Origin of the sequence: Sphingomonas sp. GV3 (genome assembly GCF_031082075.1) — a bacterium.
GTDB classification, from domain to species: Bacteria; Pseudomonadota; Alphaproteobacteria; order Sphingomonadales; family Sphingomonadaceae; genus Sphingomonas; species Sphingomonas beigongshangi.
The window spans coordinates 2983699-2998484 of sequence record NZ_JARWLE010000001.1; the positions used below are offsets into that span (position 1 = coordinate 2983699).

The 14786-nt window shown below is 72.0% G+C and carries 13 protein-coding genes; 3 read left to right on the top strand and 10 right to left on the bottom strand.

Features of this window, described 5'->3' with window-relative positions:
• Nucleotides 1-13: 13 nt before the first annotated feature.
• From RF701_RS14070 to RF701_RS14090, 5 genes are all read right to left on the bottom strand, one after another.
• Nucleotides 14-3403 carry an AAA family ATPase gene (locus RF701_RS14070; protein WP_308815322.1) on the bottom strand — a complete coding sequence of 1130 codons (3390 nt, stop codon included), beginning with the start codon at nucleotides 3401-3403 and terminating at the stop codon, nucleotides 14-16.
• A 108-nt stretch (nucleotides 3404-3511) separates the two neighbouring features.
• Nucleotides 3512-4207 (bottom strand): hypothetical protein, encoded by a 696-nt coding sequence (locus RF701_RS14075; RefSeq protein WP_210356994.1) that lies wholly within the window; start codon nucleotides 4205-4207, stop codon nucleotides 3512-3514.
• Between the two features lie 125 nt (nucleotides 4208-4332).
• A complete protein-coding gene (locus tag RF701_RS14080) occupies nucleotides 4333-5079 on the bottom strand; it encodes a thioredoxin domain-containing protein (protein WP_308815323.1) in 747 nt (248 codons plus the stop codon).
• 34 nt (nucleotides 5080-5113) lie between these two features.
• Entirely contained in the window at nucleotides 5114-5809 is a 696-nt protein-coding gene (locus tag RF701_RS14085) for a thioredoxin domain-containing protein (RefSeq protein ID WP_308815324.1), read from the bottom strand.
• A 6-nt stretch (nucleotides 5810-5815) separates the two neighbouring features.
• The gene (locus RF701_RS14090) at nucleotides 5816-6337 is read right to left on the bottom strand and encodes a DUF721 domain-containing protein (protein WP_210356991.1); all 522 of its coding nucleotides are present in this window, start codon (nucleotides 6335-6337) and stop codon (nucleotides 5816-5818) included.
• A gap of 26 nt (nucleotides 6338-6363) precedes the next feature.
• Here RF701_RS14090 and mutY point away from each other — a divergent pair, with 26 nt between their 5' ends.
• The 3 genes from mutY to nudC are packed head-to-tail and all read left to right on the top strand — an operon-like array spanning nucleotide 6364 to nucleotide 9691.
• Entirely contained in the window at nucleotides 6364-7434 is a 1071-nt protein-coding gene (mutY, locus tag RF701_RS14095) for an A/G-specific adenine glycosylase (protein WP_308815325.1), read from the top strand.
• Nucleotides 7434-8795, top strand: coding sequence for a serine hydrolase domain-containing protein (locus tag RF701_RS14100; protein ID WP_374758631.1), 1362 nt, complete (start codon nucleotides 7434-7436; stop codon nucleotides 8793-8795). The genes mutY and RF701_RS14100 overlap by 1 nt, the downstream gene beginning before the upstream one ends.
• 44 nt (nucleotides 8796-8839) lie before the next feature.
• Nucleotides 8840-9691, top strand: a complete 852-nt coding sequence (gene nudC, locus RF701_RS14105) for an NAD(+) diphosphatase (RefSeq protein WP_308815683.1) — start codon at nucleotides 8840-8842, stop codon at nucleotides 9689-9691.
• Nucleotides 9692-9748: 57 nt separating this feature from the next.
• Here nudC and RF701_RS14110 read toward each other — a convergent pair whose 3' ends face one another.
• The 5 genes from RF701_RS14110 to RF701_RS14130 are packed head-to-tail and all read right to left on the bottom strand — an operon-like array spanning nucleotide 9749 to nucleotide 14726.
• Nucleotides 9749-10846: a glycosyltransferase family 2 protein gene (locus RF701_RS14110; RefSeq protein ID WP_308815326.1), complete on the bottom strand. Its 1098-nt coding sequence runs from the start codon at nucleotides 10844-10846 to the stop codon at nucleotides 9749-9751.
• Nucleotides 10843-11892, bottom strand: a complete 1050-nt coding sequence (gene leuB, locus RF701_RS14115) for a 3-isopropylmalate dehydrogenase (RefSeq protein ID WP_308815327.1) — start codon at nucleotides 11890-11892, stop codon at nucleotides 10843-10845. Before leuB ends, RF701_RS14110 begins: the two co-directional genes overlap by 4 nt.
• Before the next feature lie 59 nt (nucleotides 11893-11951).
• Complete coding sequence (gene recO / locus RF701_RS14120; RefSeq protein ID WP_308815328.1) at nucleotides 11952-12683, bottom strand: DNA repair protein RecO; 732 nt, start codon at nucleotides 12681-12683, stop codon at nucleotides 11952-11954.
• Nucleotides 12684-12702: 19 nt separating this feature from the next.
• Complete coding sequence (locus RF701_RS14125; RefSeq protein WP_308815329.1) at nucleotides 12703-14040, bottom strand: ATP-binding protein; 1338 nt, start codon at nucleotides 14038-14040, stop codon at nucleotides 12703-12705.
• Nucleotides 14037-14726, bottom strand: coding sequence for a response regulator (locus tag RF701_RS14130; RefSeq protein ID WP_210356987.1), 690 nt, complete (start codon nucleotides 14724-14726; stop codon nucleotides 14037-14039). Before RF701_RS14130 ends, RF701_RS14125 begins: the two co-directional genes overlap by 4 nt.
• Between the last annotated feature and the right edge of the window lie 60 nt (nucleotides 14727-14786).

A 14786-nucleotide genomic window follows, 5' to 3' on the forward strand; every position in this document is an offset into this window, starting at 1 on the left:
CGGCCGCCTTCGCCTATTCCGCCGCCAGCAGGGTCGCCGCGCCGCCCAGGTCGACCGAGACGAGCCGGCTCACGCCGCGTTCGACCATCGTCACGCCGAACAGGCGGTGCATGCGGCTCATCGTCACGGCGTTGTGCGTAACGATGAGATAGCGCGTCTGCGTCTCGCGGCTCATCCGGTCGAGCAGGTTGCAGAACCGTTCGATATTGGCGTCGTCGAGCGGCGCGTCGACCTCGTCGAGGACGCAGATCGGCGCGGGATTGGTCAGGAACAGCGCGAAGATCAGTGCCACCGCAGTCAACGCCTGCTCGCCGCCCGACAGCAGCGTTAGCGATTGCAGCCGCTTGCCGGGCGGCTGGGCCATGATCTCCAGCCCGGCCTCCAGCGGATCGTCCGATTCGACGAGCGCGAGATGCGCCTGCCCGCCATCGAACAGCGTGGTGAACAGCCGGCGGAAATGCGCGTCCACCGCCTCGAACGCCGCGAGCAGCCGCTGTCGTCCCTCGCGATTGAGCGTGCCGATGGAACCCCGCAGCCGATGGACCGCCTGTCCAAGCTCCTCGCGCTCGGCCGCAGTGCTGCGGCCCGTGGCCTCCAGCTCCGCCAGCTCGCGTTCGGCGACCAGATTGACGGGACCGATCCGCTCGCGGTCGAGCACCAGTTTCTCGTGCAGCGCGCTTTCCGCAGCCGGCGCCCGGATGCTGTCGCTCGCGAAGCCGAGGCGTTCGGGCAGCACCGGTGCCGGGCAGGAGAAGCGCTCGCCGGACAGTCGCCCCATCTCGACCCGGCGCAGCTCCTGATTCTCTAACCGGGCCGCGGCACCCGCCCGCCCCTCGCGCGCCTCCGCCAGTGTCGCGTTCGCCATGCGATGCGCCTCCTCGGTGCGCCGTACCGCCTGTTCCGTGGCGGCCTCCGCCGTCGCCAGGCGGGTCGCTTCGTCGCGCGCCAGGGCATGCGCTGCCGATTCCTCGGCAATGGCCGCGTCGAGGACGACCGGTCGCGTATCGATCGCCGTCGCCTCTTCGGCGAGCGCGGCGGCACGCTTGTCCATCTCGGCGATCCGCCGTGCGGCCTCGCCCGCGCGGGCCCGCCAGCCGCGGCTCTCGGCCTGGGCCGCCGCCAGTCGCTCCCGCTGGGCCTGGGCGGTCCGCTCGGCGGTGGCCCGGGCCGCGCGCGCCGCCGCGACGTCGGTGCGGCGATCCTCCGCGTCGCGGCTCAGCGCGGCGACCGTTGCGGCGCTGTCGCCGCCATCGGGGAGTGCGGCGCGTGCCGCCTGCGCCGCCGCCAGCTCGTCGGCGGCCTCGGCGGCTTCGGCTCCGACCCTCGCTTCGCGCACGACCAGATCGGCCCGTTGCACCCCCAGCCGCTCCAGCGCGGCCACGGCGCGATCCTCGTCGCGGGTCGCCTCGCGCAGTGTGGCGTCCGCTGCCGCGATCGCGCCACGCGCCGCCTGCGCGGCGCGGCGGGCCGCGGCGATCCGCACCTCCACGGTCGCACGGGCGGCATCGGCGCGTTCCGCCGCGTCCAGCGCCGCAGGACGAGCCTCCGCCAGAGCCGCCAACCGATTGAGCCGTACCAGCCGCTCCGCCGCCGCCGCGCCCGTTCCATCGGCGACGAAGCCATCCCACCGCCGCAGCCGGCCGTCCCGCGTCACCAGTCGCTGACCGACCGCGAGGGGGCGGCCGTCGTCCGCCGCGACGACGAACAGCTGCCCCAGCCGCCGCGCCAGCGTCGCCGGGCCGGCGACATGCGTTGTCAGCGGCTCGGCATCACCGGGCGGTGCCGGATCGTCCGGCAGCGGCGCAGCGCCCGGCCAGGCCGACAGCCCCGCCTCCAGATCGTCGCCCAGCGCCGCCGCCAGGGCGCGCTCATAGCCCGCCGCGGGCCGGACATGGTCGAGCAGCCGATCGCGGCCAGTGCGCTGCGTCGCCCGGGTCAGCGCCGCCGCCTCGCTATCGATCGCCGCGAGTTCGGCGCGCGCGGCGGCTCTCGCCGCCTCGGCAGCGTCGCGGGCGCCGGCAGCCTCGCGCTCCTCGTTTTCCGCCGCCGCCAGGCCGGCACGCGCCGCTTCGGCGTCGGAGGCAGCGGCGTGACGTAGGGCGGCCGCGGCATCGCGCGCGGCGGCAAGCGGGGCATCCGCCCCCAGCGCGGTCATCTGCGCGGCGACCTCCGCCGCCGCCTGTGCCGCGCGCGACTGGCGCGCTGCCGCCGCCGCCAAGGCCGCCTCTGCGACGCGAACCTCCGCCGCCTCGCGCGCCTGCGCCGCCAGGCCCTGCGCCAGCGCCACCTCCGCGTCGCGCGCCTGCCGTTCCGCCTGCGCCAGCGCGGCGTCGAGCGCCGGGACGCCGGCGGCGGAGGCCGCGAGCGCGCGGTCGAGCGCCTTTGCCTCGTCCGCGAGACGCGCCAGCGCGTCGGCCGCGTCGGCCGCCAGCGTGCCCTCCCGGGCGCGGTCCTCGGCGATCCGCCGCCGCTGGTCGGCGAGATCGGCCACCCGCCGCGCCGCCGCATCCCGCTCCGTCTTCAGCGCCGCCAGCCGGTGTCCCGCCTCGCTCGCCGCCTCGCGTGCGGCCAGTGCCGCGCCGCGCGCATCGGTTAGTGCCGCCACCGCCGCATGCTGTGCCGCGGCGGCGGCCTGTTCCGCCTCGCCCGCCGCCGTCACCCGCGCCTCCGCCGCCGTCGCGTCCGCGCGGGCCGCGTCCGCTGCCGCCACCGCCTCTCGCCAGCGCGCGAAGATCATCCGCGCTTCGGCGACGCGGATCTGTTCGGAGAGCGTGCGGTACCGCTCCGCCTGTCGCGCCTGCCGGCGCAGCGCCACCGCACGGACATCCTGGTCGGCGATCAGTTCGTCCAGCCGCGCGAGGTTCGCCTCGGTCGCCCGCAATCTCGCCTCGGCATCGCGGCGTCGCACGTGCAGTCCGGCGATGCCGGCCGCTTCCTCCAGCATCGCGCGCCGTTCCGTCGGCTTGGCGGCGATCACCGCGCCGATCCTGTTCTGGCTGACCAGCGCCGGGCTGTGCGCGCCCGTCGCGGCATCGGCGAAGAGCAGGGCCACGTCCTTCGCCCGCACGTCGCGCCCGTCGATGCGATAGGCGCTGCCCGCGCCGCGCTCGATCCGGCGCACCACCTCGCGCTCCTCGCCGTCGGCGCCGTCGAGCAGGATGGAGACTTCGGCGAAGTCGCGCGGCGGGCGCGTCGCCGTCCCGGCGAAGATGACGTCCTCCATGCCCGCGCCGCGCAGCGACTTCGCGCTATTCTCGCCCATCGTCCAGCGCAGCGCTTCGAGCAGGTTCGACTTGCCGCAGCCATTGGGGCCGACGACGCCGGTCAGCCCCGGCGCGATGACGAGATCGGCCGGGTCCACGAAGCTCTTGAAGCCGGCGATGCGCAGCCGCTTGATCTGCATGTCAGGGGAGGGGGTGAGGCATGGTGGCGGGCTTCCGCCATCCTACACGTGTTGCGGCATGGGGGAAGGGTGTCGCGAGGCGCCGCTCCCACGTCGGTGGATGGGGTTCTAGCGGACGCTCTCGAATCCGGAGAAGGTGACGAGCGTGGTGATCTGCCCCGATTTGCCCAGCATCGAACCCTTCATCACGCTCGACGATCCGGCGGGAATGATCGCGCCGTTCGGCAGCGGTGCATATCGGGCGCTGACATCCATGCTCTGCACGGACGCGACCAACATCATCCTGAACGATTTGTTCGACAGGAACCGCACCCGCTCGACGAACGGGGTCTTGCCCTTCATGTTCACGACGGCTTCGGCCTGCGTGTCGGCGGATGCATCGTGCGATCCGATCTTGACGACGCCGGCGGGCAATCGGCTGAAGCGATAGGTCGCGTAACCGGGAGCGGAATCGCTGCGCGTGGCGGGAGCGCCGAACCATTCCGCCAGCTCATGATAGGACGGCGTGGGCCCCCTTTTGGTCTTGCGCGACTGGTCGATCTCCTTGTCGCTTGGCGGACGCCCATCCACGCTGACGAGCGACCAGCGCTGATCCGCCGGCCGCCGCGGATCGAAGCGCTCGACGAAAACCTTGCGGGATGCGCCGGTCCGCTCGAAGGCCATGGTGCGCTGGAACGCATAGGCATCCGGCTGGGTGGCGCGCATGGCCTGGACCAGGCTGTTCTGCAGCTCGTCCGCCCTGGCTTCGACCGAGAGGAGCAGGCAGGATATCGCAGCCGTGCGGCGCAGATGACAGGGCGACATTATGATCCTTCCGCGCATGGGGCGAGGCAGGGACAGCCGGGCCGACGCGACGGGCGGACGGCCCTGGCCGCCTCGCCCCTCAGCGCCGGAGGTTCCGACCGCCCGCGCCGCTCGACTGGCGGACTTTACGCGCCCGCCGCCTTAAGCAGCGGTTCCAGCTGGCCCCAGGTGATCGCGTCGAGCTTCTGCCCGTTCAGGATCAGCGTGGGCGTGCCCTGCACGGTGCCATCGGCGCTCTTGTCCGCGGTCTGCTTGGTCCAGCGGTCGATCTGGCCCTGGTCGGCGAGGCACTGCATCGCCTTCGCCTCGGGAATGCCGCGCTGCTTGACGAAGTCGATCAGGCCCATCTGCTGCGCCATCATGCGGAAGGCGTCGACGGGCTTGGCCGACTGGATTTGCTGCTGCACCGCGGGGGATGCGGACTGCATCTTGTCGAGGAAGCTCTGCTGATTGGCGTACATCTGCTCGAGCAGCGGGAAGAAGGCGTCCTTGCCCGTGCAATTGCCGAGCAGCGTCGGCGGCATGTCGATCGCGCCGTGGACGAGGAACTCGCGGAACTCGAGGCTGACCTTGCCCGAATCGACGTATTTGGAGGTGAGCGGCGCATAGCCTTCGCGCGCGAGCGCGCCGCAGGTCGGGCACAGGCGCGAGCCATATTCGACGAGCTTCAGCGGCGCGTCGGGATTGCCCATCACATAGCCCTCCTTGGTCTGCGCGACCACGTCGGTCCAATGCTGGCCGGCGGGCGGGGCCTTCGCCGCCACGGGGGCGGCGGGCGCGGCGGGCGTGCCGCCGTTGGCGGTGCCGGCGTCGCCGCCCTTCGAACAGGCGACGAGCGCCAGCGGCGCAAGGAGGAGGGCGAGGAACTTCATATCGGACTAACGCTCCACGAAGGGGACTGGACGATCACTTGCCCGCCGGTGCGCCCTTGGCGCGCAAGGCGGCGGCGAGCTGCTCCCACGCCATCGGCGGTTGCAGCTGGTTGTTGATGTAGAAGGTCGGCGTCGACTGGACCTCGATCGGCGCGTCGCCGGTCATCGCCGTGATCCGGTCGACCCCGGCCTTGTCCGCGAAGCAGGCGTTGATCTGCGCCGGGGTCAGTCCGCGCGCGCGAACCGCCTGCGTCAGCCCGGCAGCGTCGACGAGCGCGCGCGCCTGCGCGATCCCCGGCTTGGCATCGAGCTCCGGATGCGCCTGGGCGTAGCTGGCGAGCTTGGGCAGCCAGGTCTCCTGAGTCGCGAAGATCATCGCGCTGGTGGGGAAGAAGCCCCTGGTGCCGGTGCAGCGCGCCAGGATCGCCGCGCCGAGATCGGCGGGATCGCGGATCAGGTGCCGGTATTCGAGACTGACCTTGCCCGATCGCACCATCTGGCCCTTGAGCGCCGCCTCGCTCGACTTCGAGAATTCGGCGCAGTGCGAGCAGGTGTAGCTGCCATATTCGACCAGCTTGATCGGGGCGGCGGGATTGCCGAGCACGAACGCGCCCTTGGTGGTCTGCGTCGCATGGCCGGCCCAGTCCGTCGCGGGCGCGGCCGCGACCAGTGCGCCGGTTGTCGCGGCGGCGGCGAGGAAGACGGCGGAACCGGCGGCGAGGGGACGCATGAAAACCTATCCTATCTTCGGCAGGCCACGCGGCGTGGCGGCCACGCCCGCGGCAAGCGATTCGAGCACGGCGCGCAATTCGGGATCGGCGATCGTCTTCAATCCCTCGCCCAGATCGGCCGGCACCGGGCGCGGGGTCGCGCCGGCGGCGGGTGCGCGGCGCACGGGCTTCGCGACCTCGCCCTGCCGCAGCGTCAGGCGCGCGACCGCGGCATAGCCGAAGAAGCGGTTCACCCGCTCGACGATCTCGGGCGCTATATGCTGCATCATCGGCGCATGGCTGCCGCGCACCGTCACCGTCAGCGTGCCGTCCGCCTTCTTGCCCGGCGGGAAGCGCAGCGATTCGGGCGCGGATGCCCCCGCCCAGCGCTCCCCGACGATCTCGGGCCAGCGGCTGACGAGCGCGCTCTGGACGAAGCCGAAGCGGCGGAAGGCGGCGCCGCCGACCGCGGGCAGCAGCTCGCTGACCGCGCGGGCGCGGTTCTGCCGGGGGGATTCCATTTCGGGGGCGCGGCCGCGCTTGCTCATCCGCCGCTCCATGCCATAGCGAAAGCGTGGACGCTACATGCCTTTACCCCGCGGATACGGCCGCCCCCGGCGATATCGCGCCGCTGCTCCTCGCTTGGTACGACCGCCATCGCCGCGACTTGCCGTGGCGCGCCAGACCCGGAGAGACGCCCGACCCGTATCGTGTCTGGCTGTCGGAGGTGATGCTGCAGCAGACGACGGTCGCCGCGGTGACGCCCCGTTTTCTCGCCTGGACGCAGCGCTGGCCCGACTTCGCCAGCCTCGCCGCGGCGGCGGAGGCGGACGTCATGGCCGCCTGGGCAGGGCTGGGCTATTATGCCCGCGCGCGCAACCTGGTGAAGGCGGCACGCGCCGTGGTCGCGGACCATGGCGGGGCGTTCCCCCGGACGGAGGCGCAATTGCGCACGCTGCCGGGGCTGGGCGCCTATACGGCGGCGGCGGTGGCGGCGATCGCCTTCGGCGAGCGCGCTGTGGTGGTCGATGCGAATGTGGAGCGGGTGGTCGCGCGGCTGTTCGCGATCCGCACGCCGTTGCCCGCCGCGCGTCCGGCGATCCGCAAGGCTGCCGACACGATCACGCCAGCCCAGCGCGCGGGCGACTTCGCGCAGGCGATGATGGATCTCGGCTCCGCGATCTGCACGGCCAGGGCGCCAAAGTGCCTGCTCTGTCCCCTGCAATCGCACTGCCGGGCGCAGATAGAGGGGGTGGCGGAGGCACTGCCCGCCAAGGCCGCGAAGAAGGCAAAGCCGCAGCGGCATGGCACGATCTTCTGGCTGGAACGGGACGGCCGCGTGCTGGTGGTCCGTCGGCCCGACAAGGGACTGCTCGGCGGCATGCGCGCGCTGCCGACGGGACCCTGGCAGGATAGGCCCCCCGGCCTCGCGGACGCCCCGGCGGATGCCGCTTGGCAGATGCGCAACACCGTGGTCGACCACGGCTTTACGCATTTCGACCTGCAACTGGCGCTTGCCGTCGCGTCGGCGGACGCGCATCACGCGGCGGACGGCGAATGGTGGCCGATCGCCGACCTGGGGGCGGCGGGGCTGCCGACCGTCTTCGCCAAGGCTGCGGCCGCGATCATGAGGAGGGAAGACTGATGCGCGTTCCAGTGATGATCGGCGCGGCGCTTGTCGCGCTCGCGGGCACCGCCACGCTCGGAGCGCAGGCGCTGCGGCAGGAGGCGCGGCCGCTGCCGGCCCGCGTGCCTGCGCCCGACGCCGTGCCGGCGCGGGCGAATGCCGCCTTCCCGGGGACGCAGGCGCTGTTCGACGGCTATGTCCGCGACGGCAAGATGCCCGGCATCGTCGCCGCCTTCGGCATCGGGGACCGTCCGACGCAATTCATCGCGGCCGGCCGGATCGCCACCGACGCCGGTGCCGCCGCGGTCACGCCCGACAGCCTGTGGCGCGTCTATTCCATGACGAAGCCGGTCACGGCGATGGCGGCGATGATCCTGATCGAGGAGGGGAAGATCGGGCTCGACGACCCCTTGTCCAAATATATCCCCGCCTTCGCGAAGATGCGCGTCCTGACCAGCCCCGATACCAGCCTCGACAGCGAGCCGGCGAAGAGCCAGATCACGATCCGCGAGCTGCTGACCCACACCTCCGGCCTCGGCTACAACATCAACGCGCAGGGGCCACTGCTCAAGCTGTACGAGGCGCAGGGAATCGTGCCGGCGGCGGTCAACACGCCGGTCGAGGCGCTCGCCCGCCGCACGCGGCCCGCGACGCTCGCCGCCTTCGCCGACCGCGTCGCGACGCTGCCGCTGGTCTACCAGCCGGGCACGCGCTGGCATTATTCGATTGGCCTCGACGTCATGGGCCGGGTGATCGAGATCGCGTCCGGCATGCCGTTCGACCGCTTCGTCCAGCAGCGCATCTTCGACCCGCTCGCGATGACGTCGAGTTTCTGGACGGTGCCGCCGCAGGACGCGGCGCGGCTCGCCACCAATTATGCCTTCGTCGGCGACCAGCTGACGCCGCTGGACCCGGGCGCGACCTCTGTGTGGCTGAAGCCGCCCAGTTTCCCCTACGGGGGCGCGGGCCTCGTCATGTCGGCGCGCGACTATGACCGCTTCCTGCACATGCTCGCCGATCAGGGCACGCTGGACGGGGTGCGGATCATGAAGCCGGAGACGGTCCGCCTCGCCATGTCGAACCTGCTGCCCGCCGGCGTCACCTTCGGCGGCGTCGCGGGCAATACCGGCGGCACGCGCGCGGCGACGCCGATGGGGTTCGGCGCGGGCGGATCGGTGTATCTTGCCGACGGCCCGGCCGGCGTCCCGTCCAAGGGCACCTACGGCTGGGGAGGCGCGGCCGGGACGGTCGCCTTCGTCGATCCGGTCAAGCGCATCCGCGGCACGATCATGGTCAATTACTTCCCCGCCGATCGCTGGCCGGTCCGCGAACAGACCGTCGCCGCCTTCGCCGGCGACCTGACGCGTCTGCGCCCGTGAGCACGTCGACCCAGGAGCGCCCGACGCCGGGCTTCACCGGCGGCATGCTGGACCGTGCCGACGCTATCCGCCACGATCCCGATGCCTTCGCGGCGCTGCTGACCCCCGCGGCGCGGCTGCTCCGCCTCGACGGCCTGATGCCCGCGGTCGACGGCGACCACCTGTGCTGGGGCAGTATCGCCGAAGCCCCCGATGGCGCGGATTTCGCGCTGCTCGGCCTCAATGGCGACGGACGCGCGCACCTTGCCGCAATCCCCCCGGCCGGCGCGGAAGGCACGGCGCCGGCGATGCGCAATCCGCAGCTGATGGCGATCCTTGGTGCGCTCGCGCCGGGCGAGGCGGCGGTCTATGCAGCGGCGCGCAGCCTGCTCGACTGGCACGCGCGGCATCGTTTCTGTCCGCGCTGTGGCGCGACGACGCACGTCTTCCGCGCGGGCTGGGGGCGCAAGTGCGACGCCGACGGCACCGAACACTTTCCGCGCGTCGACCCGGTAGTCATCATGATCGCGGAACATGACGGGCGCGCACTGCTCGGTCGTCAGCCGAGCTTTCCGCCGGGTCGCTATTCCGCGCTCGCGGGGTTCCTGGAGCCGGGCGAATCGATCGAGGAGGCGGTGGCGCGCGAGATCGCGGAGGAGGCCGGCGTCCGCGTCCGCGACGTCCGCTATGTCGCCAGCCAGCCCTGGCCCTTCCCGTCGTCGCTGATGATCGCCTGCGTCGCGGTCGCCGAGGACGATGCGTTGACGCTCGACCGCAACGAGTTGGAGGATGCGATCTGGGTGCCGCGCGACGCGGTACGCCGGGTGCTGGCGGGCGAGGCGGGCGCGTTTTTGCCGCCGCCGCCCTATGCGATCGCGCACACGCTGTTGAGCATCTGGGCGGCGGAGCGCGATTGAGGCGCGCAGACGCGTGCGGGCCGGTACCGCGCCGATCCAGCCTTGCTGGATCAGGCTCTAATACCGCCCCCAGGTGAATTTGGACGACAGCGCGTAGTTCCACACCGCGCCCACCAGGATCCCGGCCAGCGCGGAGCCGGCCGCGCTGCCGTCGCGGAAGTCGTGCAGGAAGGCAGCGATGCCGATATTGGCGATCAGTCCGACCGAACAGACGATACAGAACGATACCCAGCCGTCGAACAGCTTGCGGAACCCCTTCAGGCGCCGCTCGCGATAGGTGAGGGTGTTGTTGAGGAAGAAGTTGAAGGTCATCGCGCTCATCGCGCCGAGGATCTGTGCGAGCAGGAAATCGGCGCCGAGCGACAAGGCGGCGCCGAGCACGCCCATGTGGACGCCGACGCCCAGCACGCCGATGCCGGAGAACATCGCGAAGCGGACCGGCACGACATGGCCGAACATCCGGTCGTAGAGCGCGATCAGATATTCCATCGCAACGACATGATCGAGCTTGCTCTCCCCCTCCGTCCGCAGGCGGAAGGTATAGGGCAGCTCGGCGAAGCGCAGCGGCTCCGGCGACGTCGTCATCAGGTCGAGCAGAATCTTGAACCCGATCGCCGACAGGTCGGGCGCGAGGCGGCGGACGTGGTCGGTGCGGATGGCGAAGAAGCCGCTCATCGGGTCGGACAGGTCGCCCTTCAGCACGCGGCGCGACAATTTGGTCGCGAAGGCCGATTTGGCGACGCGGTCGCGATCCCAGTCGCCCGTGCCGCCGCCAGCGACGAAGCGCGAGCCGACGACGACGTCGAGCTCCGTGTCGCGTTGCAGCAGGTCGAGCATCGCGGGCAACAGCGTCTCGTCATGCTGCAGATCGCCGTCGATCACGGCGACGACGGGTGCGGCGGTCGCGCACATCCCCTCGATGCAGGCGGACGACAGGCCGCGCCGGCCGATTCGCTGGATCACGCGGACGCGGCGGTCGAGCCGGGCGAGCTCGCGCGCGGCATCGGCTGTGCCGTCGGGGCTGTCGTCGTCGACGAAGATCGCCTCCCACTGCCGCTCGACGAGCGCCTGGTCCAGCTTTGCCACGAGGGTCGGAACGTTCGCACGCTCGTTGAACGTCGGGATGACGACGGCGATCTCGAGCAGGTCGCTCATAGCGCGGCGAGGATCGCGTCCGCCATCGCCCGCGTCGACAGCGTGCCGCCAAGGTCGGCGGTGCGCGCACCGCCGTCCAGCGCCCGGGCCACGGCCGCCTCGATCCGCTGCGCCGACGCCTCGTCGTCCAGCGAATGGCGCAGCAGCATCGCGGCGGACAGGATCGCCGCGCAGGGATTGGCCTTGCCTTGCCCGGCGATATCGGGCGCGGAGCCGTGGATCGGCTCGTACATGCCGGTGTCGCCGCTCCAGGCGCGCAGCGAAGCGCTGGGCAGCATGCCGATCGAGCCGGCGCACATGCTCGCCTGGTCCGACAGGATATCGCCGAACAGATTGCCGGTGACGATGACGTCGAACTGCGTCGGCGCGCGCACCATCTGCATCGCGGCATTGTCGACGTACATGTGCGTCAGTGCGACTTCGGGATAGGCGGCGGACAGCTCGATCACGATGTCGCGCCAGACCTGCGACGTTTCCAGCACGTTCGCCTTGTCGACCGAACAGAGCTTGCGCTTGCGACGCTTGGCCATCTCGAAGCCGACGGTGGCGATGCGGCGCACCTCGTCCTCGTCGTAGCGCATCAGGTCGTAGCCCTCGCGCTTGCCCGCCTCGGTGGTGCGTTGCCCCTTGTCGCCGAAGTAGACGTCACCCGTCAGTTCGCGGACGATGACGATGTCCAGGCCCTCGACCACCTCTGGCCTGAGCGACGACGCATGGGTCAGGGCAGGGAAGATCGTCGCCGGGCGGATGTTGGCGAACAGGCCTAGCCGACTGCGCAGGCCGAGCAGCGCCGCCTCGGGGCGCAGGTGCCGGTCGAGCCTTTCGTAGCGCGGGTCGCCGATCGCGCCGAACAAAATGGCATCGGCGCGGCGGGCGAGCGCCAGCGTCTCCGGCGGCAGCGGATGGCCGGCAGCTTCATAGCCGGCACCGCCGACGGGCGCCTCCTCGAACGACAGGTCTAGGTCGAGCGCCTCGAGCACGCGCCGCGCCTCCGCCGTCACCTCCGGACCGATGCCGTCGCCGGCGAGGATTGCTACGAGGGCCATGAACGCCTTTCCAGTCATGCGGTTGGTGCCGACGCGGCTTCATGGCGACGGGCGGGCGATCAGGCAACCGCCCTTTGCATCAGGTCGACGAGCCGCGCGCGCGCGGCGATGGTGTCGGCGCGGCGGTCGGTGAGCAGGTCGCGCGCGAGGAAATGGCCGGTGATGCCGAGCGCCTCGAAGACCGCCGGCCAGTCCGCGACGCCGCCGTCACGCAGGAACGGGGGCAGCGGGAACAGCCGGCTTTCATAGCCCGCGGCCGCCGCGCCGCTGACGGCGGCGCCGCTCTTGGGGCTGACGAAGCCCAGGTCGGCCGTGGCGCCGGTGACGATGCACGCGCTGAGGTCCAGGCCAAAGCCGAGTTCGGCGAGCAGCAGCAGCTCGTAGCGCGCGAGCGCCGCCGCCCAGCCGCGCGCGCTCGGTGCCGCCTCGATGGCGTCGAGCAGGCCGGCAAGGCCGTCATAGACCCGTGGATAGGGCTGCGCCTCGGGCAGGGCGGCGGCGGTGAGCGCGGCGATCCAGGCGAGCGCGGCGGCGGGCAGCGGCTCGCCGTGCAACGCGGCGCGGCTGTGCAGCGGTTCGACGGTCAGCGCGGCGAGCTGTTCGCCCGTGCGCGCGCGCCATTCGCCGCGGATCGCGTTCGCCGGTTGTAGGATGGGACGCAGCGCGCGCGAGCGGCCGCCGCGCACATAGCCCGGCTGTACCCCGTCGTCGCGGGTCAGCGCGCGCACCACCGCGCCATGCTCGCCATGCGCGCGAACGGCGAGGACCAGGGCTTCGGCGACGCGGTGCATGATGGCGATATAGGCGCGGTCAGGCGCCGCGGAAACGCAGCGTGAAGGCGATTCCGCGACCATCCTCGGCCGGGGCGATGGCGAGCGTGCCGTGATGCGCCTCCGCGACGCGCTGGACGATCGACAGGCCGATGCCATGCCCCTCCGTGCGCGGCGCATCGCCGCGGAAGAACCGTTCGGACAGCCGCGCGCGCTGTTCGGCGGGCACGCCATCGCCGTCGTCGCTGACGGTCAGCCGGGTGCCGGGGCCGACGATGACGGTGATATGCGTTCCCTGCGGCGTGTGGCGGACCGCATTGTCGACCAGATTCTCCAACGCCAGCGTCAGCGGGCCGGCAAAGCCGTGGAGCGGCGTCGCGCCGCGATCGTCGAGCGCGATGGTGCGACCGCCGGCGAGGATCGCGGGGGCGCGGGACGCGACGACCTCTTCGGCGAGCGTGGCGAGATCGATACGCGTGCCCGCGTCCTCGACCCGGCGTTCGAGATCCGCGAGCCCGAGCAATTGGCCGACGACGCGCGAGCTGCGGTCGAGGCTGTCGAGCAACGCGCGCCGTTGCTCCTCGTCCGCGACCTTTTCGGCGCGCAGGCGCACGATGGCCAGCGGCGTGCGCAGTTCGTGCGCGATGTCGGCCGCGAAGGCGGCCTGGGCGCGGAACCCCTTTTCGAGCCGGTCGAGCGCGGCGTTGGTCGCCACGGCAAGCGGCTCCACCTCCAGCGGCAGCGTGCCGCGCGGCAGGCGCTGGTCGATCGCGCGCGGCCCGATCCCCGCGGCGATCGCGGACACGGTCCGCATCCGCCGGGTGAGCCGCCGGGTGAGCAGCGCGCCGATCAGCGGCAGCAACGCCGCGAACGGCAGCAACAGTAGCGCGAACCGCGTGAGGAAGACGCGCACGATATCGTCGGTGACGACCTGCGGCGCGTCCGAATCCTGCGCGACGACGATCCATCCGGCCCGGAACGGTCGGCTGAGCGCCCGCACGCTGCCGCGATGGAAGAACACGGTCTCGCGCGTCAGCGGCGCCGCGGCGATGATCGCGCGGCGGGCCGGGCCGTGGACGATCCGCGCGCGGCGGCGCGCGTCGAGCACCGCGATCGACAGGCCGCTGACCGGCAGGTCGGTCGCGGCGACGATCGTCGCATCAGGGCGGCGCGCCAGCACATGTTCCGCCGCCGTCGCCTGCTGCACGAGCAGGTCGCGCTGATAATGGCGCGCGGTGCGGTTGAGCAGTACGGACACGCCGAGCGACAGCACCGCGGCGGCGACGATGCCGAGGATGACGTGCAACGCGATGAACTGGCCGAACAGCGAGCGTGGCCAGAGGCGCCGCAGCCGGGCCGCGAACCGTCCGTGCGTCATGCCGGCGCGCCGGTCCGGTCGGGCGCGATCATGTAGCCGACGCCGCGCACCGTCTCGATCCGCACGCCGCCCCCGGCGTCGCCCAGGCGCTTGCGCAGGCGATGCACATAGACCTCGATCGCGTTCGAGCCCAGATCGCCGCCGACGCCGAACAGATGGTCTTCCGCCAGCCGCTTGGGCACGACGCTGCCCTGCCGGCGCAGCAACAGCTCGAGCAGTTCGGTCTCGCGCGCGGACAGCGTCAGCACCGTATCGCCGATGCGCGCGCGCCGCGCGGCGATGTCGAAGGTCAGCGCCCCGCAGCCGAGCGTCTCGCCGATATAGCCGCCCTGGCGACGCAGGACGGCGAGGATGCGGGCGTGCAGCTCGTCGGTGTCGAACGGCTTGACCAGATAATCGTCCGCTCCCGCGTTGAGCCCCGCGATCCGCGCTTCCACCGCGCCGCGGGCCGTAAGCAGCAGGACCGGCCGCGTCACGCCGCGGGCGCGCAGCCCGCGCAGCAGCGCGAGCCCGTCGCCATCGGGCAGCCCCAGGTCGAGCAGCACCGCGTCGTGCGCGCCGGCGCGCAGGAAGGCTTCCCCCTCCTCCACGTCGCGGGCGCGGTCGACCGCCATGCCACGCCGTTCCAGGGCATCGGCAAGTTCGCGCGCAAGGTCGGGGTCGTCCTCGACCAGCAAAATCCGCAAAACCCGGCTCTCCCATTCCCGCAGCGCAGCATCCGTAAGCCGCTTGTAAGGAAGCGACCG

Coding starts and splice junctions, on each gene's coding strand:
- leuB (WP_308815327.1), bottom strand. CDS start 11,892: ATGGCCCTCGTAGCAATCCTCGCCGGCGACGGCATCGGTCCGGAGGTG.
- RF701_RS14075 (WP_210356994.1), bottom strand. CDS start 4,207: ATGTCGCCCTGTCATCTGCGCCGCACGGCTGCGATATCCTGCCTGCTC.
- recO (WP_308815328.1), bottom strand. CDS start 12,683: ATGCACCGCGTCGCCGAAGCCCTGGTCCTCGCCGTTCGCGCGCATGGC.
- RF701_RS14085 (WP_308815324.1), bottom strand. CDS start 5,809: ATGCGTCCCCTCGCCGCCGGTTCCGCCGTCTTCCTCGCCGCCGCCGCG.
- RF701_RS14070 (WP_308815322.1), bottom strand. CDS start 3,403: ATGCAGATCAAGCGGCTGCGCATCGCCGGCTTCAAGAGCTTCGTGGAC.
- nudC (WP_308815683.1), top strand. CDS start 8,840: ATGCTGGACCGTGCCGACGCTATCCGCCACGATCCCGATGCCTTCGCG.
- RF701_RS14080 (WP_308815323.1), bottom strand. CDS start 5,079: ATGAAGTTCCTCGCCCTCCTCCTTGCGCCGCTGGCGCTCGTCGCCTGT.
- RF701_RS14100 (WP_374758631.1), top strand. CDS start 7,434: ATGCGCGTTCCAGTGATGATCGGCGCGGCGCTTGTCGCGCTCGCGGGC.
- RF701_RS14125 (WP_308815329.1), bottom strand. CDS start 14,040: ATGACGCACGGACGGTTCGCGGCCCGGCTGCGGCGCCTCTGGCCACGC.
- RF701_RS14110 (WP_308815326.1), bottom strand. CDS start 10,846: ATGAGCGACCTGCTCGAGATCGCCGTCGTCATCCCGACGTTCAACGAG.
- RF701_RS14090 (WP_210356991.1), bottom strand. CDS start 6,337: ATGAGCAAGCGCGGCCGCGCCCCCGAAATGGAATCCCCCCGGCAGAAC.